The organism is Bradyrhizobium sp. 160 (assembly GCF_023073735.1).
Classification (GTDB): domain Bacteria; phylum Pseudomonadota; class Alphaproteobacteria; order Rhizobiales; family Xanthobacteraceae; genus Bradyrhizobium.
Genome location: NZ_JADPKD010000031.1, coordinates 50,937 through 75,368, shown reverse-complemented (window position 1 = coordinate 75,368; position 24,432 = coordinate 50,937). Strand labels below are relative to the sequence as shown.

Annotated in this window: 14 protein-coding genes and 9 pseudogenes; 17 read left to right on the top strand and 6 right to left on the bottom strand. The window is 59.2% G+C overall.

The genetic code is table 11. The features are described from left to right. Positions 1-105: 105 nt before the first annotated feature. Both IVA98_RS13565 and IVA98_RS13560 read right to left on the bottom strand, forming a co-directional pair. On the bottom strand, positions 106-1,161 hold the full coding sequence (locus tag IVA98_RS13565) for a D-alanine--D-alanine ligase (protein ID WP_247355078.1): 1,056 nt from the start codon (positions 1,159-1,161) through the stop codon (positions 106-108). A gap of 498 nt (positions 1,162-1,659) precedes the next feature. Further along, positions 1,660-1,861 (bottom strand): annotated as a pseudogene (locus IVA98_RS13560) (transposase); the annotation flags it as partial. Positions 1,862-2,380: 519 nt separating this feature from the next. Here IVA98_RS13560 and istA point away from each other — a divergent pair. The 7 genes and pseudogenes from istA to IVA98_RS13530 form a co-directional block, all read left to right on the top strand. Next, positions 2,381-3,889, top strand: a pseudogene (gene istA / locus IVA98_RS13555) (IS21 family transposase). Between the two features lie 10 nt (positions 3,890-3,899). After that, positions 3,900-4,270, top strand: a pseudogene (locus IVA98_RS13550) (ATP-binding protein); the annotation flags it as partial. 63 nt (positions 4,271-4,333) lie between these two features. After that, a pseudogene (locus IVA98_RS13545) lies at positions 4,334-5,310 on the top strand (IS110 family RNA-guided transposase). Positions 5,311-5,651: 341 nt separating this feature from the next. Beyond that, the gene (locus IVA98_RS13540; RefSeq protein ID WP_247355077.1) at positions 5,652-7,325 is read left to right on the top strand and encodes an integrase catalytic domain-containing protein; all 1,674 of its coding nucleotides are present in this window, start codon (positions 5,652-5,654) and stop codon (positions 7,323-7,325) included. Between the two features lie 147 nt (positions 7,326-7,472). After that, positions 7,473-8,135, top strand: a complete 663-nt coding sequence (locus IVA98_RS13535; protein WP_247355076.1) for an IS110 family transposase — start codon at positions 7,473-7,475, stop codon at positions 8,133-8,135. Then, a complete protein-coding gene (locus IVA98_RS37645) occupies positions 8,132-8,398 on the top strand; it encodes a hypothetical protein (protein ID WP_524536379.1) in 267 nt (88 codons plus the stop codon). Before IVA98_RS13535 ends, IVA98_RS37645 begins: the two co-directional genes overlap by 4 nt. A 195-nt stretch (positions 8,399-8,593) precedes the next feature. Then, positions 8,594-9,014, top strand: a pseudogene (locus IVA98_RS13530) (DDE-type integrase/transposase/recombinase); the annotation flags it as partial. 261 nt (positions 9,015-9,275) lie between these two features. Here IVA98_RS13530 and IVA98_RS13525 read toward each other — a convergent pair. Beyond that, a pseudogene (locus IVA98_RS13525) lies at positions 9,276-9,419 on the bottom strand (IS110 family transposase); the annotation flags it as partial. Positions 9,420-9,504: 85 nt separating this feature from the next. Between IVA98_RS13525 and IVA98_RS13520 the strand changes: the two are divergent. Next, a pseudogene (locus IVA98_RS13520) lies at positions 9,505-10,069 on the top strand (transposase); the annotation flags it as partial. 424 nt (positions 10,070-10,493) lie between these two features. Then, positions 10,494-11,037 (top strand): annotated as a pseudogene (locus IVA98_RS13515) (ArdC-like ssDNA-binding domain-containing protein); the annotation flags it as partial. A gap of 448 nt (positions 11,038-11,485) precedes the next feature. Here IVA98_RS13515 and IVA98_RS13510 read toward each other — a convergent pair. Together IVA98_RS13510 and IVA98_RS13505 are read right to left on the bottom strand one after the other, a co-directional pair. Next, complete coding sequence (locus tag IVA98_RS13510; RefSeq protein ID WP_524536378.1) at positions 11,486-13,225, bottom strand: MFS transporter; 1,740 nt, start codon at positions 13,223-13,225, stop codon at positions 11,486-11,488. 644 nt (positions 13,226-13,869) lie between these two features. Then, the gene (locus IVA98_RS13505; RefSeq protein ID WP_057750689.1) at positions 13,870-14,346 is read right to left on the bottom strand and encodes an Lrp/AsnC family transcriptional regulator; all 477 of its coding nucleotides are present in this window, start codon (positions 14,344-14,346) and stop codon (positions 13,870-13,872) included. A 156-nt stretch (positions 14,347-14,502) separates the two neighbouring features. Here IVA98_RS13505 and IVA98_RS13500 point away from each other — a divergent pair, with 156 nt between their 5' ends. The 8 genes and pseudogenes from IVA98_RS13500 to IVA98_RS13465 form a co-directional block, all read left to right on the top strand. Further along, the gene (locus IVA98_RS13500; RefSeq protein WP_247355074.1) at positions 14,503-16,017 is read left to right on the top strand and encodes an NAD-dependent succinate-semialdehyde dehydrogenase; all 1,515 of its coding nucleotides are present in this window, start codon (positions 14,503-14,505) and stop codon (positions 16,015-16,017) included. A gap of 9 nt (positions 16,018-16,026) precedes the next feature. Further along, a complete protein-coding gene (locus IVA98_RS13495; RefSeq protein WP_247355073.1) occupies positions 16,027-17,427 on the top strand; it encodes an aminotransferase in 1,401 nt (466 codons plus the stop codon). Between the two features lie 222 nt (positions 17,428-17,649). Further along, positions 17,650-18,939: a CapA family protein gene (locus IVA98_RS13490; RefSeq protein WP_247355072.1), complete on the top strand. Its 1,290-nt coding sequence runs from the start codon at positions 17,650-17,652 to the stop codon at positions 18,937-18,939. Between the two features lie 331 nt (positions 18,940-19,270). Then, positions 19,271-20,647: an amidohydrolase family protein gene (locus IVA98_RS13485; protein ID WP_247355071.1), complete on the top strand. Its 1,377-nt coding sequence runs from the start codon at positions 19,271-19,273 to the stop codon at positions 20,645-20,647. A gap of 436 nt (positions 20,648-21,083) precedes the next feature. After that, positions 21,084-21,494: an IS66-like element accessory protein TnpA gene (gene tnpA / locus IVA98_RS13480; protein WP_247355070.1), complete on the top strand. Its 411-nt coding sequence runs from the start codon at positions 21,084-21,086 to the stop codon at positions 21,492-21,494. Beyond that, complete coding sequence (tnpB, locus tag IVA98_RS13475; RefSeq protein WP_247355069.1) at positions 21,491-21,838, top strand: IS66 family insertion sequence element accessory protein TnpB; 348 nt, start codon at positions 21,491-21,493, stop codon at positions 21,836-21,838. Before tnpA ends, tnpB begins: the two co-directional genes overlap by 4 nt. A 73-nt stretch (positions 21,839-21,911) precedes the next feature. Further along, a protein-coding gene (gene tnpC / locus IVA98_RS13470; RefSeq protein ID WP_524536377.1) for an IS66 family transposase occupies positions 21,912-23,485 on the top strand; the annotation gives its coding sequence in 2 pieces (ribosomal slippage) (positions 21,912-23,216 and positions 23,219-23,485; 1,572 coding nt in all). 49 nt (positions 23,486-23,534) lie between these two features. Next, positions 23,535-23,795, top strand: a pseudogene (locus tag IVA98_RS13465) (transposase); the annotation flags it as partial. Here IVA98_RS13465 and IVA98_RS13460 read toward each other — a convergent pair. Continuing rightward, complete coding sequence (locus tag IVA98_RS13460; RefSeq protein WP_247355086.1) at positions 23,681-24,376, bottom strand: plasmid pRiA4b ORF-3 family protein; 696 nt, start codon at positions 24,374-24,376, stop codon at positions 23,681-23,683. The pseudogene IVA98_RS13465 and the gene IVA98_RS13460 sit on opposite strands and share 115 nt — an antisense overlap. Between the last annotated feature and the right edge of the window lie 56 nt (positions 24,377-24,432).

Here is a 24,432-nt window from a genome sequence, read left to right as displayed (position 1 = left end):
GACTCAAAAAACTGCTTCTGGAGGAAGCGCCTCGTGGCAGGTTAACGAGGTCAAGGTGGCTGGGAGCTGTAGCAATGCTAGAAGTGGGGTCGAATTCATAGTCACCTAACTTTGCGCTCTTTTGGCGCGTATGATGGCATTGTCAAGAAGTGTGTCCAACAAGCTAGCGTATGCGACACCTGATTCCTCCATCATCCTCGCAAACATACTGGAAGGCCTAAGTAACGGGGCACTGCCTATCTCGTTGACCAAGAGCTCTCCATCGGGACGCATAAAGACATCAACCCGAGCCATTGCCTCGCAGCCAGTTGCCCTGAACGCTGCGCGCGACAAGGCTCGCACTCGATCAACATCCGCCTCGTGGAGCTCTGACTTAATCTTAATTCTTACTCCGTCCCCGTCCTGCTTCGCTTGAGATGTAAAAAAGGAGCTCGCATCAACCGGAATGATTTCGCTTGGCCACGAACAAAGTAGGTCGTTCGGCGGGCCGGGCTTTTGTAGAATGCCACACTCGAGTTCCCGGGCTTGCACATGCTCCTCGACTAAGATCTTTCCGTCATAGCTAAACGCGAGCTGCACAGCAGCCTGAAACTCAGATTCGCAAGTTACCTTGCTGACGCCTATAGAAGAATGAAGGGTTGCCGGCTTCACGAAAAGGGTCTGGCTACAGAGCGCCTCTTGGGCCCCTCGAAACGTCACGCTCTCCCCAGCTATCAAAACCAAAAACCGGGGTGTCGGAAGACCGGCTCCGAGCAATGTCTGCTTGGCTATCTGTTTGTCGAAGCATATCCACGGCGCGGGCCCGCGAGATCCCACGAAAGCAACCTGCGCCGCTTCCAACACGGCGGAGCAGAAATAGGGGGAGATTGGGAACACTACGTCAACGTGAACTGTGGTGACATCTCCGCCGACTCCGTAAACAAGAGCATCGCCGCCGCTTCCCGGCACAAACATTAGCTGGGCGCCCGAGGATTCCACATGTGAGGGAAAGTCTTTTGAATTCTTCTGCAGCCACCACTTGCCATCCCGTGCGACGCCAACCAATATTGGGCGATAGCGTTTCTTGTCTAAGCCTTCGTAGACAGTTTTTGCCGACGTCATTGAAATTTCGTGCTCAACGGGACCGCCACCAAACACCAGTGCAACATTCAGTAAGGTCATGATTAGCGTCCTACGAGAGAGAGACAATGCTTGAGCGTCACATAGCATCACATGACCATCGACAGCGACGTTCTGCAACTACCAAAAATCACGCTTGCATAAGGCTGCGATCTTATTTACGGGGGCGCCCTGTAATTCGAACGCAGTCACTCTCGAGAGCGTCGACTGATTGAAGTTATTGCGGGGTCATAGACGACAAGGTGACGGGCTTTCTCGCCCGTCCGATTTTGCGCGACTGGCCGTATCTGTGGATCGACGCCACTCAGGTGACTACTGCGTCCTTGGGGACGCGATCTGTTGTCGCGCAAGGTGATCTTTTTGATAAAGACCGGAATCCCGAGAGATAAGTTCTGCGTCAAGTTCAGCAAAATTGATCATGGGGTCCGGCCGAGCCATCCCCTCGGAGCCGCCGTCGCTCGCTTGCCCAAAAGCGCAGCCCTGGCGAGCGACGGCGGCGGAGAGAGGTGGCGTGCATCCCCTTGGTGGGCCTGAGCATCGTCAGGCCGCCTGGCGCAACGCCTCCTTCTTGTGCTCCTTGAGCAGATCCATATTGAGATGTCCGATGGTCTCGATCCAGGCCTCGTGATGCTCGACGGTCAGCGCTCGTACCAGCCTTAAAACAGCTCTTGGCATTGGGGAAGAATTTCCCCACATAGGTCCGCCGCCGGATCTTATCATTGAGACGCTCCAGCATGTTGGTAACCGGTATGAGATTTCGCGGTGCCAACGTTCCGCTGCGGTGTTCTACATCGTGGCGTATCGTGCGACCATCGGGACAGAGGCACCGGGACCACGATGTGCGGGCATGCCGATGCATTCGATGAGCCGAGAGCTCGAGTTAGTAGCTGGCCGCCTCTGCGACACGCCCGGTTGCGCCGAGAGCGCGAACCCGTAGCTGTCGTGTCGCCCGCAGCTCCCATCATCATGTGTCGGGCAGAGGTGCGAATGCGACGGGTCATTGGCTACGGCAGGCTTCGACATGCAGGCCGACTGCGCTGGAGGGATTTGGCAGGATGCCGATTCCGAGGCGATCGCGCGCACCGTTCCGATTTGATCGCGCTCGGCATTCCGAAGTGATGGCGCGCGCAGCATTCCGAGAATTGTCCGCGCAGGATTGCGGAGCGATCGCGCGCACTTTGGAGGCAGGAGAACCTGATCGCTGGAGCATTTTCCGGTCGGATAGCGATCGGAGAAATGGATGCCGACGAGGAGGGTTACGATGCGCCACGTGCGCGAGATTTTGCATCTGAGCCTGGAAGCGGGGCTATCGACGCGGGTGATTCGCGAGCGTTCCGGGGTCGGGCGACGACGGTCCGGAACTGCTGAAGCGGTTTGCCCGCTCCCGGGCTGAGCTGGCCAGTCCCTGTGGAGATAAGCGATGCCGACCTGGAAGCGTGCCTGTACGGCTTACCTGGTGTGAAGCCCGGCCGGCGCAAGCAGGCGGAACCGGACTGGTCGGCGGTGGCACGTGAGCTGAAGCGCAAGCATGTGACGCTGCAGGTTCTGTGGAAGAATATAGCGCCGCTGACCCGGGTGGGGTGGCTATCGCTACAGTCGTTGGTGACCTGTTCCGGCGCTGGGAAGGTCGCCTGCCTCTGACGATGCGGTAGAACCACGTGGGCGGCGAGAAGATGTTTGTCGATTACGCCGGCGACAGGGTGCCGCTTGTAGTCGACCGCCGGACCGGTGAGGTGCGCGATGCCCATCTGGTTGTGGCGGTGCTCGGCGGGTCGAGCTTGTCATTTGCCTGCGCGACGTGGACCGAGCAGTTCGCTGACTGGATCGAGGCGCACAATAGCGCCTCGCATTCTTCGGCGGCGTGGCCCGACAACGCGAAGGTCCCGGTGATCAAGGCGTGTCACTTCGATCCGGTGGTCAACCGCAGCTATACCGACATGGCCGCCACTACGGCACGGCGGTGCTCCCGGCGCGGCCGAGAAAGCCGCGGGATAAGGCGAAAGTCGAGCCTGCGTCGGCATTGTCGAACGCTGGGTTCTGGGCCGCTTTTAACCGGATCTTCTACAGCCTGACCGACGTGAACGCTGCGGTCGCCGAGTGCATCGCCGATCTCAACGACACACGGGTCCTGCGCCAGTACAGCAAAACGCGGCGTCAGCTGTTCGAGGAGATCAACGCGCCGAACCTCAAGCCGCTGCCGAGCGAACCGTGGATCCATGCTGAGTGAAAGCGTTGCCGGGTTGGGCTCGATTATCACATTGTGATCGAGCACCACCATTACTCGGTGCCGTGGCGCTTCGCCCGTCGCGAGGTCGAGGCCCGCATTACCCCACGCACCTTCGAAATCTTCCTTGATGGGAACGCATCGCCGCCCACATGCGTGGACGTGGCAACGGGCGGAATACGACGATCCCCGAACATATGCCGTCCAGCCACCTGGCGCTACCGTGAATGGACGCCGTTGAAAATCCGGGAAGAAGCTGCGCGGATCGGGCCAATGCTGTCGCTGCTGGTTGAGAAGATCATCGAGGATCGGCCGCTTCCCGAGCAGGGTTACCGTTCATGCCTCGGCATCATCGGACTGGAGAAGCGCTTCGGCGCCGAACGCCTGGAAGCGGCCGCGCGGCGCGCGCTGGAGATCCAGGCGCGCAACTATCCCTCAGTCAAATCGATCCTTGAGAAGGGGCTCGACAAGATCCCGGTGCGCAAAGCCCCGGAGCAAACGCCGATCTTCCACACCGACATCCGGGGCCCCCGATATTACCACTGAAAGGACTGCAATGCTCAAACACCCGACTCTCGAACTGCTGGGCCAACTCGGTCTGGCAGGCATGGCCGATGCGTTCATCGAACTTGAAGCAACGGCGGCCGCGCTGCGCGCGGTCTCGATCGCCGACTGTTCGACAAGGGCGACTGGATCGCCGCCCATGAGGGCTTGGCCATTATCGGGCCGGCCGGCGTCGGGAAGAGTTGGTTGGCCTGCGCCATCGGCCACAAGGCTTTCCGTGACAATCGCTCGGTCCTCTACGCCCGGCTGCCGCGCCTGATCGATGACCCGTCCCTGGCCAAGGGTGACAGCCGCATCGCGGCGCGCATGAAAAGCCTCGCCAGGGTCGATCTCCTATCCTTGATGGTGTGGACGGCCTCACCTCAACGGCATCATAGTGCCAAGGCGTGGCCGCCAGAGCGCCACTAAGAAGGGAGACCGTCCGCAATGAAGTTTATCAGAATTGGCGTTGATCTCGCCAAGAACTATTTTCAGATTCACGCGCTATCCAGCGAGGATGCTCCAGCCGTAAAGCGCAAACTGATGCGCCGGACCATGCGCGAGTTTCTTTCTAAGATCGAACCATGCCGCGTTGGTATGGAGGCTTGTGGCTCAGCGCACTATTGGGCGCGCGAATTGAAGGCTATGGGACATGATGTATCTCTGATACCGCCGGCCTACACAAAACCATATGTCAAGCGCGGAAAGAATGATGCAGTCACCCGGAAGCCATCTGTGAAGCGGTTTCGCGTCCTGCCATGCGCTTTGTGCGATCAAGAGCGCTGATCAGCAGGCGACCCTGATGCTGCACAAGCAACGCGCGAGTTGCTCGTCAAACAGCGAACGATGAGCGTAAACGCTCTACGCAGCCATCTAGCCGAATTCGGCCTTGTCGTCGCCAAGGGCACCGGCCGCGTCGACGAGCTCTTAAGTCTCGCAGAAGGCGACACGGGTCTGCCGGACGCTGCTGTCATGGCAGCAAGGGTTCTCGGTCAAAAAATTGATGCGCTCGGAGGCGCGCTCAATGATTTAGAGAGGCAGATCGCCAAGGTCCACGCGCTCAGCGAGACGAGCCGTTCGCTCGGAGAAATTCCCGGCATTGGCAAGCTTGTTGCCTCGGTAATTGCAGCCAGTGTACCCGACCCGAGCGTATTCAACTCCGGGCGGGATTTTGCTGCCTGGCTGGGGCTGACGCCCAGGCAAATTTTCAAGCGGGGGTAAACCGACTCTCGGAGCCATCACCAAAGCGGGTAATCGATACATAAGGAAGCTACTTGTTCTCGGCGCAACATCGCTTCTAAACGTTGTCGGGAAACGCCGCGGCGGCTTGCGCGACTGGGATGTCGGGCGCTTGCAAAAAAGCCGGCGCGGCTTGTAACCGTCGCCTCGCTAACAAGCTCGCTCGGATCATCTGGGCAAGATGAAAACGGGAGAATGCTTCCGCACTGAGATGTTTGCCAAGCCTTGAATCTTGGTGTCGGATAGCCGCATCCGAAAGGCGCAATAAGCTTGGTAAGTGCAAGAAAGGCATGATGAAAGACAACGGTCGCCACCGAAAGCCAGGAAAACCCGACCAGTCGTGTGAGCTTTAAAGCTCGCATCCTTGATGTGACCCCTTGGTTGTCGGACTTCATCAGGGCCAGCGGAGATATGATCTGTCAATCGGCTTGCAAATTTGACCCCCGCATTGCCTCATCCAGAATGTTACTGGACAACTTCTCGCCGATGATTGGGTCGGGGCCATCGAATTGGTTCGGTGGCGTCTATGGCGGGAAAGATCAGCATGGGCGCGCGGCGCGAGGTGGTGTCGGCAGTAACGGAGCGTTACCGGTCGGCCAAACGAGGGGAGAAGGGACGGATCCTCGACGAGCTGTGCGCGACGACGGGCTGGCATCGCAAGCATGCGGTGCGCGCGCTCCGGCGACGCGAGACGGTTGGATCGGGCAAGCTCGAGACAACAAGAAAGCGAAGACGCAGATATGGCGCGACGATCAAGGACGCGCTGACGGCGCTGTGGGAGGCGTCGGATCGGGTGTGCGGCAAGCGGCTCAAGGTGATGATCCCGACCTTGCTGCCTGCCCTTGAGCAACATGGCCGATTGCAGCTTGGCCCGTCGGACCGTGATCGTGTTCTGGCGATCAGCGCCGCCACCATCGATCGCGTGCTCGTCGATGTGAAGATCGCGGCGAGCGGCGGGAGGCGGCGCCGTGCTGGATTCTATTCGGCAATCCGGCGCGAGGTCCCGATCCGCACCTTTAATGACTGGAACAGCCCGCCGCCCGGCTTCTGCGAGGTTGACATGGTCGCCCATGGCGGCACGTCGGTGGCTGGCTCGTTCATTCAGACCCTGACGATGGTCGATGTCGCTACCGGCTGGACGGAGTGCCTGCCGTTGCTGACGCGGGAAGGTTCGCTGGTCGTCGAGGCAATCAATCGGGCGCAGAGCCTCTTCCCCTGGCTGTTGCGCGGCGTAGACTTTGACAACGACAGCGCCTTCATGAACGATGTCGTTGTGCCATGGTGTCGCGAACAGAAGCTCGAAGTCACTCGCTCCCGCGCCTACAAGAAGAATGACCAGGCGTTCGTCGAGCAGAAGAATGGTGCCGTCGTCCGTCGCCTGATGGGCTACGGCCGCTTCGATGGCGTCGATACGGCCCGTGTGATGGGCCGCCTCTATGCGGCGGCACGGCTCTACGTCAACTTCTTCCAGCCGTCATTCAAGCTCAAGGAGAAGCGCCGCGAAGGGGCCAAGGTGATCAAACGCTATCATCTTCCATCGACGCCCTATGAGCGCGCATTGGCGCATCCCAAGGTGACCGCGGCCGTGAAGAAGCGGCTGCGCGATCAGTATCGCTCGCTCGATCCAGTCGCGCTGTTGTCCGAGATTCGCGCGACCCAGGACGAACTCGGCAATCGCGTCGATCGTCGTCCCGGACAGGTACGCGGCTTGCAACCCGACAGCACGAGCACCGCGCCAGCGACCGCAGCCACTTTTGCGAAGACACTCGGTAAGACGACGACGTCCGGCGAGCCGCGTGCCACGCACCGGCACCCCCGTCGGCCCTATAAAACCAGGGTTCGCATGCCGTCCAAACTCGACCCGCATATCCTAACGATCGAGGGCTGGCTCACTACGCAACCGCAGTTAACCGCGCTCGCCATCGTCGACCGGCTGAGGGAGAAACACCCAGAGGAGTTCGGGACGAGACAGCATTCGATCGTGCAGCGTCTGCTGAGGGCGCTTAGACGGAAGACCGCCGAGCAGTTGGTTGCGGAGGAGCCGCTCGGTGAGGCCACCACCGCTGCCCCATTGCCCGGGATTGTGGACGGCTCGGGCTATGTAGGGCCCGACCCGCCCACAGCCCCTCTCGTCGAGCAAGCCGGGAAAGCTACATGGCGCGGCCGACCAGTCGACTTCGCATCCGTGCCATCAGGGTAACATTTGCTGATGCGGCAATACGGGGGGTCAATATTGCAGGCCGAATGACAGCATGTGATGACCCTTTATGTTGGTTGGGACGTATTGCAAAAGGAAAACAGAGATTTGTGTCATCGACGGTGACAGTCGGCGCACTTGGCGGGGCAAATGCTCCTCGGAACGAAGTGCATCGCGATGGCGCTGCGCGAGCACGCTCCAGACGCAGTTCGGGTCGGCATGGAAACCGGGCCGTTGGCGATCTGGCTTTGGCATGGGCTCCGCGCTCTCGACGTTCCAATCGACTGCATCCACGCGCCCGATGTCGCGGCGGCGCTCTCGCTACAAGTTAACAAAACGGATGTGAACGATGCATTTGGGATCGCGCAAGTGGTGCGCTCCGGTTGGTACCGGCCCGTCGCCATCAAGAGCCTGCAGAGCTGTCGTATCCGAGCCCTGCTCTCAGCCAGAGGCGAACTCGTCGCGATTCGTACGACGCTTTACAATCAAATTCGTGGTCTACTGAAGACCTTCGGCGTGGTGCTCGCAGCCGGTAAGGGTGGAACGTTCGAGCGCGCAGTGCTTACGCGATGTCCGGCGGACCCCTTGATCCGAAGCGCCATTGACGCGCTGCTTGAGGCTTGGCGTGTTGCGGGAGAGCGCAGGCAGAGGCTCGATTCGCAACTTCTACGTCTTACGCGCTCCCATGAGGCCTGCCAGTGCATGATAACGATCCCCGGTGTAGGCGCGATTACTGCATTGACGTTCACGACGGCCATAGACGATCCTAACGCTTCTCCCGATCCACCGATGTCGGACCGTTTCTCGGCCTGACACCTCAGCGCTATCAATCCGGCGAGGTCGATATCTCTGCAGGTGACCGCATGAGCCGAAGACTTCTGTTCGAGGCGGCCAACGCGCTCATGACGCGCGTGCGCAAAGATAGTGCACTCCACCGTTGGGGGCAGCAATTGATGGCTCGGATCGGGTCGCGAAAGGCGAAGCTCGCCGTGCGCGCAAACTCGCCATCATCCTGCATCGTATCTGGCTGGATGGCACGGAGTTCGCGGTTGCACCGGCTAGCTGAGCCTAGCTAGCTAAGCCAATATGATCTCTGTAGATCGCCCTGGACGGACGCTGGCTGGATTATCCCGTAACTTCTCGGGCGGCTTCAGACCGCGGGAATCACTTGGGGAGATCCACTTGCGAGGGCCATGATGAGGCGGCACATTCTTCCGACCTCGAAGACGACAAGGTCCGGTACCCAGGGCAGTTGACAGCGATTAGACGACAAGAAACCGTTCCGGCTCTACCGGGAAGAGAGGCTTGCGGTGCGCCGCCGTGGCCGGCGCAAGCGGGCGATCGGGACCCGGGCGCCGACGATGGTGCCGATGGCGCCGAACGGCCGCTGGTCGCTTGACTTCGTATCGGATCAGCTCACCGATGGCCGTCGATTCCGTATCCCCACCCTCGTCGATGATTGCACCCGCGAGACTGGTGGCCGACACCTCGCTCTCGGGAACTCGCGTAGCGCGGGTGCTAGACCGGCTGGTGATGGAACGCGGCAGGCCGAAGATGGTGGTCAGCGACAATGGCAGCGAGTTCACCAGCAACGCGATCCTAACGTGGGCCGATCAGAGCCGTGTTGCATGGCATTACATCGCGCCGGGCAGGCCCATGCAGAATGCCTTCATCGAGAGCTTTAAGTATAGACGGCCCCGCGGATGCAAGGGATTTCAGCAGCACTTTGGACACCGGTCGGGTACGTTCATGTATACGGCCTGTTTGTGCGACCGATGCCATGGCCGCTGGCCCTGATGGAGATCGCGGATCGAGGCCTCATCAACGGGTCGCGCTTGTTTCGCTTAAAGCTCTTCGGGCTTGCTCGATCCCCAGCTCCGCCGGTGTCCATCATGCTGTCATTTGCCCTCACACTATAACGTGGCCAACACACGCGACATTCAGGTCGCGAGCTTAGGCCGACAATTCCCCGCTCGTCAACATCGCCCAGACGATCCGGGCCAACTTGGTGGCAACGGCGATGGCGGCGACCATCGGCCGACGCCGTTCAAGCAGGGCTTCGACCCAGGCGCCTCCAACCCGGGAGCGTGCCTTTGGGTCGTGATCTGAGGCCGGCAAACTGGACCATTTTTGGCTAGAGTTGCGCTGCGTAAATCCCCTCGGCTGGGAGGAGCGGACACCGATGAAGGGCTCGAAGTTTTCGGACGCCCAGAGGGCGTTCATTCTGAAGCAGGGTAGCGACGCGGGCGCCGTGGCGGAGATCTGCCGCAAGGCGGGATCAGCCGGGCGACCTGTTTCAAGAAGAAAAAGTACGACGGACTGCTGCCGACCGAGATGCGCCGGTTGAAGCAGCTCGAGGACAATAACGCCAAGCTGAAAAAGCCGGTGGCGGACCTATCGCTCGACAAGGAGATGCTGCAGGACGTGATCCGCCGAAAGCTGTGAAGCCTGGTCGGAAGCGCAAGCTCGTCGACGAGCTTTGTGGTGAGTGGCAGGTGTCGATCCGCAAAGCCTGCGCGACCCTCGACTTCGATCGGTCGACCTACCACTACAAGTCTCGTGGCTCCGGCCAGGCGGCCTTGGAAAAACGGATCAAGGAGATCTGCCATGTCCGCGTGCGCTACGGCTATCGCCGTGTCCACGTGCTCCTCCGCCGCGAAGGATGGCGTCACGGCCAGAACAAGACCCGCCGCATCTATCGCGAATTGGGCCTGCAATTGCGCAACAAATCGCCCAAGCGCCGGGTCATGCGGATTCCGATCGATGTCGCCCAGCATTCCGAGATGATCTCGCCCAGCACTCCGATTTGAAGTTTTGAAGTCGCCCACCCGTTCCGAGATGATGTCGCCCACCATTCCGGGATGATGTCGCCCGGGGTATCGCAAAAGCGAACCCGGGGTGACGAGACCTCTTCTGGCTCCCATAGGGTCAACCTTTCGGCTTTGCGAAAGGGGACCCTGGATGCCGACGGAGAGGCTTGCGATGCGCCGTCGGCGCACGCCCGGTCGGGCCTGCAAATCACATGACGGAAAGGGGGCGGAAGGGTAGGTCCGGCGCACCGATTCGGAACCTCTTCAATTGGAGGCCGAGAGTCAGAGTGTCGCGCGGGCCGTGCCGTGACGGGTTACAGGCTGCGAGAGAGGCTCGCGGCGCCCGTCGCGGAGACCCGCGATGTCCAGACACGATCTTCAGGCGCGTACCGGTGAGGACCGGACAAACCTTTACGACGACATCACCAACAAGATCATCGGCGAGCTTGAGACCGGCCGCGCGCCTTGGGTGCAGCCCTGGGGCACGTCGGCATCAAGGGCATCCTTGGCCATGCCGAGAAGCGCCGCGACCGTCAGCACAGCGGCATCAACGTTCTGATCCTCTGGGGGCCACCACCGAACGCGCATTCACCGGTCAAAGCTCGCTTACCTTCCGCCAAGCACTCTCGCTCGGCGGCCACGTCCGCAGGCGCGGACGCGGGACCACCGTTGTCTATGCCGACCGCTTTGTGCGGGTCGACGAAAAGCGGCGCGCGAGCGAAACGGGCGACGAAGCGCAGGCCATTCCGTTCCTCAAGCGCTTCACGGTCTTTAATACCGATCAGCGCGACGGTTTGCCATGGGAGATCGCAACGACGGCGCCGCCTTCGCCGCCAGGCCTGATCGAGCCGCAGGTCGAATATCTGATCAGGGCGAGCGGGATCGACTTCCGTATTGGCGGCAACAGCCACGCTCCGAACAATGCTACGCTGTCTTTTGACCTGGCTCTCGCCAATCGCGGCCGGCTTACTTACAAAGCCGTGGCCGAGAGCCTCGGGCTGCCATCCTCCTCGATCGAACAGGCTGCGGCCTGATCCCAGAGGTCCTCGAGGGGACATTTCCTCCCGACTCGGCGGGCCACTCGTTGGGAGTGGCTCGTCCTTTTTTAAGCTGCGAACGTGTTGGTTCCGGAAAGGCCGCATGCCGTCCGCCGCTTGTTCCGTATTCAATTGATTCTCTAATGCTGGCGGTTTGAACGCCAAGAACGACTATGGCTTCCTGACGTGCTCGTGGGGGTCAATAATCCAATGCATGGCGTGAACGTCGTCGCTGGCTCGATGGGTGAGTTGGCGTCTCGAAGCATTTAAACGGCAATGCGCCCATTGGTGATGCCTGATACGGCCAAAGCGCCGATTAGGGCGATCTTTGCTTTTGCTCAAGCTTGCCTGTCGGGCGCCCCGCTTCGGTCAACTCGTCAACTCCGATCAGACCTTGGCCGCGCACCAATTCCTTCGCTGCGCGATCAGGCTCATCGTCGTTCCGGCGCACCGATCCGAACGGGCGCTCCAGCATGCGGCGGACCCGTATAGGCCCAGGGCCAACGTGGAAAGCCGCTGCCTGTCTATCTAGGGCGCGCTCCGACGTCGTCGAGCGGTTGCGCTGTCGCAGATAGTCCAACCATGTTGGACAGTGATAACGCTCAGTCCAGAGTTCGGGGTCGGCGATGTCGCGTGCAATGGACCAGCCATAGGCGCCGGTGCGCTGGCGGAATAGCTGCACGTCCTGCATTACATTGTGAAACGCCCGCGCATTCTCCCGCGATACGCGGTATTCAATCTCGACCACAAGCGGGCCGCTGCGCCCGGAAAGTTCGAGCCGAACTTCGGGATCGGCCAGCATTTCGGCTTCTTGCTGACGAGCGCTGATGCGTGGCATCGGCAGCCAGAGCCCCAAGACTGGTGTTACAAGCATAAAGCCAGCCGAAATAAGGAGGGTCGTCTGTACCCCCGCGACATCGGCTAAATAACCCCATGCCCAGCTGCCAATGGCAATTCCGCCCGATCCTGCCGCCTGGTAGGCCGCCAGCGATCGACCCGCGACCCAGCGCGGCGCCGCCAACTGCACCCCAATGTTAAATAGCGCCCACGCAATCATCCACACGGCGCCGGCAAGGAAAAGCGCAACCGCCGTCAACACTGGCTCGCTGCTCAGCGCTACTGCTGTAATCGCCCCGCCCATCGAAAGCGCGCAAGCGCGGATTGCCGCTTCGCCACCCATGCGCTTGCGCAGCTCGGTGATATTGAGTGCTCCGAGCACCGCGCCAAGACCAAAGGCACTAAGCATGGTGCCATACGTTTGGGCGCCACCATGCAGAAGGTCGCGAGCGACAAGGGGCATGAGCGCGATAATCCCGCCACCGATCACGCCCATCACCATGGAGCGAATCATCACGATCGTGATCGACGGCGAATTGATGATATAGCGCACGCCCGAAACGATGGCGCGGCTAAGCCTCTCGGGCGGCAAACGACTCGGCACAGAGGTGCGCTTCCAGAGGAACAGCGCGACGATCAGCGGAAGATAAAGCAAGGCATTAAACGCGAATGCAGCGACCGCACCCGCGGTTGCAACCACGATGCCGCCTATGGCGGGCCCAACGCTTCTCGCAATGTTGTAGCTGATGCTGTTCAGTGCCACTGCCGCTGGAAGCGTCTCGAAGGGCACTTGCTCGCTGACCGAGGATTGCCAGGCCGGATCCATCAGGGCCATGCCGGTGCCAACCACAAAGCACAATGCTAGCAACAAATTTGGCGTGATCAAGTCGAGCCAAGCGAGTGCCGTCAGTGCGGCCGCGCCGGCGAGAGCGATACTGACCGAGACCAGCGCAACGATACGCCGGTCGTGCATGTCGGCGATCGCCCCAGCGGGCATAGAGATCAGCATGACTGGCAGCATCAGAGCAGTCTGCACGAGCGCGACCTTGTCGGCAGACGATGTCATCTGTGTCATTGCCCAAGCAGCGCCGACACTCCGAATGAGAGCGCCGAGATTGGCAAGCACGCTCGCTATCCAGATGCGACGGAAGGTGAGAAGCCGGAGTGGTGCGATGATGCCATCGGCGCGTAACCTCTTCGGCTTGGACGACATGATCATCTTGTTCCCTACCTCGCATCCGATGATTGGATTCCCGCGGCCGGTGCCGGCCTAAAGCACGTCGCCCTCGGGAAGCGGCCATACGCTTTCTCCGCTCGGCACAGCTCGAGCACGAAGACCTTGCAGCAATGGTCAACGCCGGGAAAATGCCATCGAACATGATCCTGTTCGCCTCGGACGCGAAAAAACATCGCCCGTAATGCGAGAGCAACCTGCGACAGATCGGCGAGGTGGATCGGATGCGACTCGCGATCAGTAAGCTGGCTTACCGCCCTCGCGGCATATTCAAGTCGCGGCGATCCCAACATCGACATTGATGTTGTTCGTCGTGAGCAGGGGAAATCGGCGTAGCAGCCATGGTACGCCGGAGCAAGTAGAGGTACTTCATCGAGTGAACCGCAGAGGAACTTCTGCCTAGTTCTTGTATTTTGCATCGTCCCGTCAGACTGGATGGCTCACGCGATTGATCGACGAGCCACTTGGTCGAGTCGGCTGCTTTGAAAAGCATCCGAAAGGAAGCCGGTCAGAAAGCATGCGAGCAAGCAGGGTAGATTAGAGCAATAGGCCGCTTGTTTTTGGCGTTCTAGGCAAATGCGCGATGAAAAACCGCACCGAAGATTTAGCTCGAGGGAGGAACGCCACAGTCACTCCTCGGACGGAGACTCAATCGGAATGGCAAAACCTGTCTTAACACGATCCATTATGACCATCGTTTTGAAGCCTTTGATATCCGAGTTCTCGTAGAAGAAGCGACGCGTGAACTGCTCGTAGTCCTCCATGGTCCGGGCGGTAATGTAGAGAACGAAATCGGCGTCACCGGTGACGTAAAAGCCGTTGACGACCTCAGCCGAGGATTTGATGGCTTTCTTGAACTTGTCGATGATGTCTGAACGCTCTCGTTCGAGGCTCACAAGCACAAGCATCTGGATGGGCCTCCCTACGGCCCTCGCGGAAACAATAGAAACATCGGCTTCAATTATTCCGTCCGAACGGAGGCGCTTCAACCGGCGCTGACATGCCGTAGCAGAAAGCCCAGCCATTTCACCGATGACCTCGGAAGTCAGCCGGTTGTTCTTCTGTACGATCTCCAGGATGCGGGCATCTATCCGGTCGTATTGCATGATTGAACTCCAGCCTCTAGGTGCATTCCGTCGCGAATTGCGGGTGTGTTGCAGGAAATCGTGCGAGCTAGTGGGAAATGCGACGCAAATCTCTATGCACTATCAGTATCCTGATTGCATGGCCAATTTCAACAAAATGACCGTGTGGGACCCCCAATGACTTTTGAAAGTACCCGGCACAAACGTCCGCACTCGATCGGTCTGGCTAGAAGGTATCTGCAAAGCCTGCGCCGTCGTGATTTTCTGTCTGGAGCGGCGTTCGTCGACGGGCAGTGGGTGTCCTGCGACGAGCGGGACCAAGTGATCGATCCGGCCACGGGCGAGGAGATCGCGGATGTTGCTCGTTGCGGGCTCCCAGAGATGGAGCTGGCAATAGCTGCGGCCGAGCGGTCTTTTCCTATGTGGCGGGAATTACTGCCCGCAAGGAGAGGTGCGCTTCTCCAAAGCTGGGCCTCGTTGATGCTCGACCACGAGGAGGAACTTGCGATAATAGTAACGAGCGAGCAAGGTAAGCCGCTTGCTGAGGCGCGTCAGGAGATCGCATACGGTGCTGGCTTTCTTGAGTGGTTCGCAGCAGAGGGAGAACGGGCGTATGGTGAAACGATCCCAAGCCATAAGCCTGGAAGCCTGCTTCACGTACGAATGCAGCCAGCAGGTGTCGCGGCGGCGATAACCCCGTGGAATTTTCCTGTAGCGATGATTACACGGAAGGCGGGTGCCGCCCTAGCCGCGGGATGTCCAATCATTGTGAAGCCTGCTGCCGAGACGCCGTTATCCGCGCTCGCGCTGGCCAGGCTGGCCGAGCAAGCTGGGCTTCCGCGGGGTGTGTTTCAGGTGCTCGTCGGCAACCCGACCGAACTTTCGAAGCCCCTGTTGAGCGACACGAGAATACGGGCTCTTTCGTTTACGGGTTCTACGGAAGTGGGCCGTTTGCTTCTTGAGGGGGCAGCCGAGAGCGTCAAGAAAGTGTCGCTAGAGCTAGGCGGCCATGCTCCCTTTCTTGTGTTTGACGACGTCGATCTTGAGAAGGTCGTCAAGGGTGCGATGGCAGCAAAATTTGCTACGTCTGGTCAGGACTGTTTGGCTGCTAACCGCATCTACGTGCAAAGAAGCATTTATGGCGCCTTCGTTGAACAGTTTGCCGCCAGGATAGCCCAGCTCAGAATGGGCCATGGTCTGGAGCCTACAACAGATATCGGGCCAATGACCAAGTTGTCAGTCGCCGAGAAGTGCAGGTCACACATTGACGATGCGGTGAAGAAGGGTGCGCGTGTTGTCTCGCCGCAGCAGGGCGCGAGCTTAGGTCCCAATTTTATTCGTCCGACCTTACTTAGCGAAGTCACTGAAAACATGCTTATCGCTCGCGAGGAAACATTCGGGCCGGTGGCAGCCGTGCTTCCTTTCGACTCCGAAGAAGAGGTTATCGCTCGGGCAAACGCTAGCGAAATGGGGCTCGCTGGCTACGTCTACACGGACAATCTACGTCGAGCGATGCGACTGTCAGAGCGGATCGAGTGCGGCATGCTCGGTATCAATACAGCTTCATTTACTGGGTCACCCATTCCGTTCGGGGGATGGAAACAGTCCGGGCTGGGTCGCGAAGGGTCGCGACACGGATTGTCCGAATTTATGGAACTGAAATACGTCTGCTTCGGCGACCTGACGGCATAGGAGAGTGACATGATGGACATCAAGACCGTTGCTGAACGGGATCGCTCAAGTGTTTTGCATCCTTTCACCCAGCTCAAGGACTTCGCCACCGGTAAGATTGGTGACCCGACGATCGTCACTGGCGGAAAGGGGATTCATATCAAGGACGCAGAGGGGCGCAGTTATATCGACGGCTTCGCTGGCCTTTACTGTGTAAACATCGGCTACGGTCGCACCGAAGTGGCCGAGGCCATTGCGCGCCAAGCCTACAGCTTGGCGTACTATCACACGTACGCAGCGCACACGACTGAAGAGCTGGCTACGCTGTCGGACCGACTCGTGCGCATGGCGCCTGGCAAGGCAAGCAAAGTGTTCTTCGGGCTCTCGGGATCGGATGCCAACGAGACACAAGCAAAGCTCGTCTGGTACTACAATAATCTGCGCGGCCAGCCAAAGAAGAAGAAGATCATTTCACGCGAGCGCGGGTATCATGGTTGCTCGGTGATCTCCGGATCAATGACCGGTATGTCATTCTATCACGATTACATGGACCTGCCTTTCCCGGGCGTTCTCCATACCGGCACGCCGCATCACTATTGGGGCGCCGAACCGGGCGAGACGGAAGAGGACTTTTCTCGCCGGCGAGCGGCGGAGCTCGAACAGCTAATCGTGCGAGAGGGTCCAGAAACGGTTGGTGCTTTCATTGCTGAGCCGGTGCTCGGCACAGGTGGTATCACACCGCCGCCTGCGGGCTACTGGCGTGAAATCCAGGCGGTGCTAAGGCGGTACGACGTCCTCTTGATTGCGGATGAGGTCATCTGTGGTTTTGGCCGAACTGGCGCGGACTTCGGGAGCACGCTGTACGGGATCGAACCAGATCTTGTCACAGTCGCCAAAGGGCTAACATCCGGGTACATGCCGCTCTCGGGAGCCATCGTCGGCGAGAAAGTTTACAAGGTCATGGAGGAAGCTGCCGATCGCGTCGGAGCGTTCTCACATGGCTATACTTACTCCGGTCATCCAATCGCGGCAGCCGCCGCCAATGCGGTGCTCGACATCGTCGAGAAGGAGCGACTAGGCGATCGCGCCCGAACCGTCGGCGCTCACTTTCAAAAGCGCCTTAAGGAGCGCTTTGCACAATTGGAAATCGTCGGAGAAGTTCGAGGCGTGGGCCTGCTAGGCGCAATCGAGTATGTTGCCGATCGCCAGACGAAGCGGCGATTCGATCCGGAGCTGAAGGTCGGTGCCCGCATCTCAAAGGCTGCCCGCGATCGGGGACTTATTGCGCGAGCGATGCCGCATGGAGACATTCTTGGCTTTGCACCACCTCTTGTTGTTTCCGAGGCGGAGATCGACGAAATCGTTGACGTGGCCTATCAAGCAACCAAACAGGTGATGGACGAACTGGCAAATAAGCAGAGAGTGTCGTGAGCGCGGAAGTTTTTCCTGCTGGTCGCTGATCCACGATCAACAACAGTGGCCCTGGGACGCGATAGGGAACACGGCGTTTGATCCTGTAGGATGCCGGCGCCGCGTTTGATATAAGCAGCCTTCTGACGTGTTGAGTAAAGCTGCGGATCCGTCAACTATGGGTGAATGATTCAATCAGATAGAGAGACATGAGCTATGCCACGTCCACTTCCGAAGAGCCCTATGGATATCTGGCGCGCTACTCCAGAAACGCTAAATGCCGTTCAGAGGGCCAAGCTCTTTGGTTGGTGGGACTGTCCCCTTGAAGGGGCCGCCGCGGATGGAGCGGAGATGGATAGCACTGACCGGGCATACTGGTTCTACAAGAGCGGGAACCCAATTGCGCGGACTTCGGAGAGTGTCTCCGACGAGCTGTTCCTCAATGACAAGTCCATCGTGAAATTGCCGGCTCAATTTAAAAAACGTGAATCCGTTACCATCAGCGCGGTCGGCGACCTAATTCAGGCCAACGGCCTGGAGCACTCTAAGGACCTACTGTTCGACGGAATCGCGGACATCGTCTTTGAGGCAGACATATCCTTCGCCAATTATGAATCTGTCGTGGCAGAAGAAAGCGTGGTTAAGGAGGCCATAGGGGACGGCCGCTCTTCGATGATGTGTTGCTCATTCGACCAATATTCGGCACTGACTCAGCATGAGGGCAAGCAATTTACGGTGCTTAACCTAGCGAACAATCATTCGCTCGACTTGGGCGTTGATGCTCTCGAGACCACCCAAACTCTCTGCTCCCGCAACGGGATCCTCGACATCGGCGTTCCTCGATCTGCCGAGGAGTACGGCAAAGGTCGGATACTTACCAAGAATGGAGTCAAAGTTGGGTTCGTTTCGTCTACTTTTGGTCTTAATGGACGGCAGCTGCCGAATGGAAACAGTTATGGAGTCCATACTTCAAAGCTTATGTCTAAGCATGTGGCGACCGACTTGGAGCTGCTCAAGTCACAGATCAGGGATTGCAAGAACAACGGCTGCGATTTCATCATCACATCGGTCCACTGGGGTTTTGAATTTGAATTTTTCCCGCGGCATCGACAGATTGAGGCGGCACATGCGTTGGTGGAGGACGGCGTCGATTTAGTTCTAGGGCATCATCCTCACGTGATTCAGCCAATCGAGTATTATAGAACGAAAAGAGACTCAAACCGAGTTGCAGTTATCGCTTACTCCTTGGGGAGCTTGACGTGGGATTGGTATACGGCGCCTCATCTGATTCTAAGCATGGTCCTGAATCTAGATTTGGCGAAAGGCGATATTGATGGCGCAAGCCGTACTTACATCGAGAATGTAACGCCTACACCTGTGTTCCGAAACATCTTCTTTCGGAGAGAAAAGACGTTGATGCGCATCGAAAAGCTGCGAGAGCACCTAGTCAGCGACAATAACGGGATGTCTCACATTAAGCAAATGGAGCAGTACGTCGATTTGGTTTCCGGCCATGCGTGCCGATCTGCCTGACCTCTTTCTCGTCAAGAATGCCGCAGCACGCTGGGGCTGTTAATCGGCCAAACAACTCGCAGCAATGCCGATTGCCGCTGCGGCAGGCCTCGATCTGGCCAAAATTGTTGGTTTGCGCCGGTCGCTGCTAGGCAGGGGTGAGCGTTGAGGTGCAGCGACCGCGTTCGTGGAAGTCGCTATGATGTCATCTGCCGTCAGCCGCCAACGACTTTGCCGTCAAGGGCAAGGAACCTACAAGACTGCTGGGACGGTAGATAAGCCCGCGGTTCTGAGCTGTTTTCTAGTAATGACCCTGCGGCCAAAGAGAGCCCGGACCGGAGATACGAAAGCCATGATCGTCCGCAACAATTCCCACGTCGATCACCTCTCGCTGTTTTTAGCTGGACAGCATCCTCAGTTCATAAAGGTATTCGAGGCAGTAAATGCCCTGCCGATAGACGACACGCATTGTCACCTGATCACCGACCGGGATGCCCAAACAACTCCGCAGCGCTACATAGAGCGCATATCCTTGGCTGGTTATCCAATCGCAAATTACTTTCCACAGGGCGTATATGACCGCTGGCTAAATGGCGACGAGGCAACGAGGCACGACCTCAACAAGACATTTGATATTCAGAGCAAGGTCACTGGTATCACTCGCGATATCGCGGAAAGCGTATTTATGAAGTTCCTTGTTAAGGAGCTTTCGCAATTTTTGAGCTGCGAACCAAGACTTGAAGCGGTCATTGAGGCCAGGAATGAACGCGGAAAGAATTACTGGGCTTACGTCAACAGCCTCTTCCGAGACGTAAATTACGAAAATATTATGCTGGACACAGGATATGCTGAAGGTTGTGGAGCGGCAGAGATATCGCGGTTTGAAGACGCCATATTGCCTTGCCGTACCAACCGGCTCGCCCGAATCGAGATGATCCAAAGAGAGCTCTTTCCTCTCGACATTACGTTCGAAGAGTACGAACAGCGCTTTGTAACTCGGATGATGGAAATGCTCGACGGAGAGAGGGAAGGAAACTATGGGAAAAAATCCTATGGAATGAAGTCCTATCTTCTTCCATTTATCGGCCTTATCAGGCCGCTTTACGATCGCGAAGTGGCTCGGAATTCATGGAAGAGCCTTAGAGAATCGTTTCATAAAATCCCGCCCAGAGATCGAGAGGCTCATTACAATATATCGAAAGACCTCCGCCGTTACAATTTCACGTTGGCTTTGGAGGAATGCCTGAAGCGGGACATTCCGATGCAGATCCATACCGGCGATGGTGAGGCGCCATCAGTCATACTTCGGAATCAAGATCCCTTCTTTCTTGAGGAAGTTTGCCGCTTCGACCGCGACGATGTAATGCGCATGCCGAAAATAATTCCTCTACATGCGGGGTATCCATCAGTAGGAAAGGCTGCTTGGCTCAGTCATCTATATCCAAACTGCTATTTTGAATTGTCGATTATGACGCCGTTTGTGCACCAGAGTTTGTTCCAGCGATACATGCAGGTACTAGAAGTCGTTCCTGTTTCCAAAATAATGTTCGCAAGCGACGCTTATCATATTCCTGAGCTTTATTGGCTCTCTGGACGGTGGGGTAAGCGATATTTGGCACAAGCGCTCACTGAACATGTCGTCGGCGGAAGTCTTAGCCGTGATGAGGCAATCGAGGCCGCCAAGAAGATACTTTATCAAAATAACAGGTCGCTTTATAAGCTCGATTGACGAACGACGCTGTCCTCATCCTTTAGGGACCGCAACCGACGTATCCCAATGTGACCGCTGCGTGCGGAGCACAGCGATATGCGCGGGGCGATATCCAATCGCACCACCCCGAAATCGCCGTCTGCCGGCTGCTGGGGTGTACGTACCAACGAAGCGAGTTGCCGGCCCGACTTGGGGGGTCGTGTCCCCGGTGGTGGTGTAGCTCGGTAGAGCAAAGCCGCCCGGACGCGCGCCTCAACTAGCGCCGTAGCGGGCGGGCGGCTTTGCGGTGGTCACCGGAAGTTCTCCGGTAGGATCGGGTTGCGACACGCCAACGCAACCGAGGAACCACCCATGACCGACGACATGATGAACCTGCGCACGCTCGTGGAGAAGAGTATCCGTCCGGTGAAGGCCGCCTTGCCGAATGAGGCGTGTTGTTGAGAGAACTGTCCTTATGGACAGTGATAGGCGCAGTGCCCAAGTCGAACGGCTTGAGGTGGTGGACACGGGCCGGCGACGGCGCTGGTCCGAGGACGAGAAGCTCAAGATCGTCCTGGAGAGCTTACAGACGCCGCGCCAAGTCGCGGCAACGGCGCGGCGGTACGGCGTTTCGCGCTCACTGCTGCTGCGATGGCGACGCTCGTTTCGGCCAGAGCCGAAGGATGCCGCCGATCAACCTGGCTTCGTACCGGCGATGGTGGTCGCGGAGTCAGGGCCGACGCCCTGTCCAGTCACGCCGGCCGGCAGCGGCGGGGCGATCGAGATCGAGTTTGCGACCGGAGCTCGGATGCGGATCACGGGTCCGGTCGACGCTGCGACGCTGAAGGCCGCCGTGGCGGCGCTGGCAGATGGGCGCCTACGGTGATCCCCATTGCGTCGGGCGTGCGGGTGTGGATTGCGACCGGCCACACCGATATGCGTCGCGGCATGAACACGCTGGGCTTGCTGGTGCAGGAAGCCTTCAAGCGAGACCCGCACGGCGGCGACCTCTATGTGTTCCGTGGCAAAAGCGGCAAGCTGATCAAGATCCTCTGGCACGATGGGCTCGGCATGTCGCTCTACGCCAAGCGGCTGGAGCGGGGCCGCTTCCTGTGGCCGTCGTCGGCTGATGGCGTAGTGACGATCACCCCAGCCCAGCTTGGCTACTTGCTGGAAGGCATCGACTGGCGGATGCCGCAACATACCTGGCGACCGCAGGCGGCCGGCTGATCGCTGGGATTTGAATCGGTAGCAGGATCAGCGGTTCGGACAGCGGCCGCGTCTTGTGATTCTCTGGTCGGCGATGGGCACTCATGATTCTCTTCCCGACGATGTGACCACGCTGCAGGCGATGCTGCGCGCCGAGCGAGCGGCCCGGTTGGCCGCGGAGGCGGAAGCCCAGGCGGGGAGCTTGCTGATCGAGAAGCTCAAACTCACGATCAAGAAGCTCCGGCACGAGCAGTTCGGACAGTCCTCCGAGCGAGGCGCTTTGCTGGACCAGCTCGAGCTACAGCTCGCCGACCTGGAGGAGAACGCCTCGCAAGCTGAGGCCGCGGCGCAGATGGCAGCCGAGAAGATTGCGGTGCCATCGTTCGAGCGTCGCAAGCCAGCCCGCCGGCCGCTGCCGGAGCATTTGCCGCGGGAGCGTATTGTTTATCCGGTGCCTGCCATCTGCCCATGCTGCGGCGACAGCCGATTGCGCAAGATTGGCGAGGACGTGACCGAGACGCTGGAGCTCGTTCCGCGCCAGTGGAAGGTGATCCAGCACGTGCGCGAGAAGCTCGTCTGCCGGGCCTGCGAAGCGATCACCCAGCCGCCGGCTCCCTCGCATCCGATTGCGCGCGGTCGTGCAGGGCCCAAGCTGCTGGCCCATGTCCTGTTCGCCAAGTACGGCCTGCACCTGCCGCTTCATCGTCAGAGCGACGTCTACCAGCGTGAAGGCATCGATCTCGACGTATCGACGCTCGCGGACTGGGTAGGTGCCTCCGCGGCAACCCTGATGCCTTTGGTCGATGTGATCCGGAGCCACGTCTTCGCAGCCGAGCGCATCCACGCCGATGACACCACGGTGCCAGTCCTGGCCAAGGGCAAGACCCGGACCGGCCGGCTCTGGACCTACGTCCGCGACGACCGTCCGTTTGCTGGCCCAGATCCGCCGGCGGCCGTGTTCTTCTATTCGCCCGACCGTGGCGGCGCGCATCCGGAGCAACATCTGGCGGGCTATGCCGGACTGATGCAGGCCGACGCCTACGCCGGCTTTGGCAGGCTTTACGAGGCCCATCGCAAGGGCGGCCCGATTATCGAGGCTGCGTGCTGGGCGCACGGCAGGCGCAAGTTCTTTGATCTCGCGCGGCTCAGCAAGGCGCCGATCGCGGCCGAGGCAGTCAAGCGCATCGATGTCCTGTTCGCCATCGAGCGGGAGATCAACGGTCTTGCTGCGCAGGAGCGTTTGCGTGTGCGCCAGGAGCGTAGCCGCCCCCTGATCGTCGAGCTGGAGGCCTGGTTGCGCGAGCAGCGCGCCAAGCTCTCCAGGAACAACGATACGACCAAGGCGATCAATTACTGCCTCAGCCGCTGGGATGCATTTAGCCGCTTCCTTGATGACGGACGCGGCTTTGCATGTCGAACAATGCTGCCGAGCGTGAGCTCCGGGCGGTCGCCGTAGGGCGAAAAAATTGGACCTTCGCTGGGTCCGACGAGGGCGGTCGGCGTGCGGCTGCCATCTACAGCCTCATCGCCACCGCCAAGCTCAATGACATCGATCCACAGGCTTGGCTCGCCGACGTGCTGGCGCGCCTGCCGGATCACCCTGCCAAACGTATTGACGAACTGCTGCCTTGGAATTGGCAGTCTCAGAGCATCGCTCGCGCCGCCTAAGCGCGATCAGCCTTCCCCCGGAAAGCGGCCTAGCAGGGGCCTTCGCCGGATGCGTACGGAGAAGACCCGTGATGCCGATCTCTTGCGCGAGATGATCGGCTTTGCCGCCCAACGCGTGATGGAACTGGAGGTCGAAGGCCAGACCGGCGCGGCCTACGGCGAGAAGAATCCCGAGCGTCTGGCCCAGCGCAACGGCTACAGCGCCCGGACCTGGGAGACCCGCGCCGGCACGGTCGAGCTGCGCATCCCCAAGCTGCGCAAGGGCTCGTACTTCCCGGGCTTCTTCGAACCGCGGCGGATGGCCGAGAAGGGTAAGCGTAGCTCTGCGGCCCTTTTGAATGGCGCTTGACGTCTATTTTGTTCGCGTGGCGCGTCGCCGAGGCTTCCATATTTCCGACAATGCATTGACGGCGCCTCTAGGGCCTTCCGGTCGATCACGGTGGGATCGAACCGCTCCGGGCCCCAGCGGCGCATTTGTTCGTGGTCCGGATGGGTGGGGTCGCTGATGGCGTCGAGGTATTCGGCATAGCCTGACGCGCCGCCGACATCTTCCGGAGGACAACGGCCGGCGGCCTCGAGCAAGAGGGGAAGTCCCTCCGTTGTCGTGTTGTCGAACCACTTTTCAAGCTTGATCACATGGTCCCAGCTGTCGCCGAAGTCGTAGAGATAGTGGATCGTCTTCGCGCCCGTCTCTTGAACGATATTGGAGAGCCGCGTCTTGCGGGCATCGATGGGCTGAGGGTCAAAATCTCCATCGGGATCAGGGATACCCCAACGGCCGTCGCCGGCCAGGAACTCGAAGAGATGGCTATTCGTCCACCCAAACGCCGCCTGAAGCGTCAGATGCAGCCGATCAAGGCGCAGGGTGATGGGTACGACAAGACATCGCATCACCTCCGGTTTCACGTCCTTGAGGGTTACCCTGATCCGGACGGCGGTCGTGTTCA